Raw genomic sequence first — 255 nt, forward strand, 5'->3', positions numbered from 1 at the left:
GCTTGATTTGCAACGGTCAGATAGTGGGGGATCGTAAAATTGTTGTTCCATAAAAAGGACGTCACGTCTTTTTGTAACTGATCGGCAATGCCATCGCCATTCCCATCGCCGGTGCCACTGCCGTTGAAATTGGGGACATTGTTTTCAACGGTTTGTGGAATGCCATCGTTGTCAGCATCAGGCAGTGTGCCTGACGGGGTTCCAGAGCCATTGTCGCCCTGGTTGAGGACTTCGAGGAGATAGTTTTGTACGAGT

1 pseudogene is annotated in these 255 nt (G+C 49.8%); it reads right to left on the reverse strand.

Features of this window, described 5'->3' with window-relative positions:
• A pseudogene (locus tag ACO0LB_RS21040) lies at window positions 1-255 on the reverse strand (hypothetical protein); the annotation flags it as partial.

Source organism: Undibacterium sp. SXout7W, assembly GCF_049339385.1.
Taxonomy (GTDB): domain Bacteria; phylum Pseudomonadota; class Gammaproteobacteria; order Burkholderiales; family Burkholderiaceae_D; genus Undibacterium.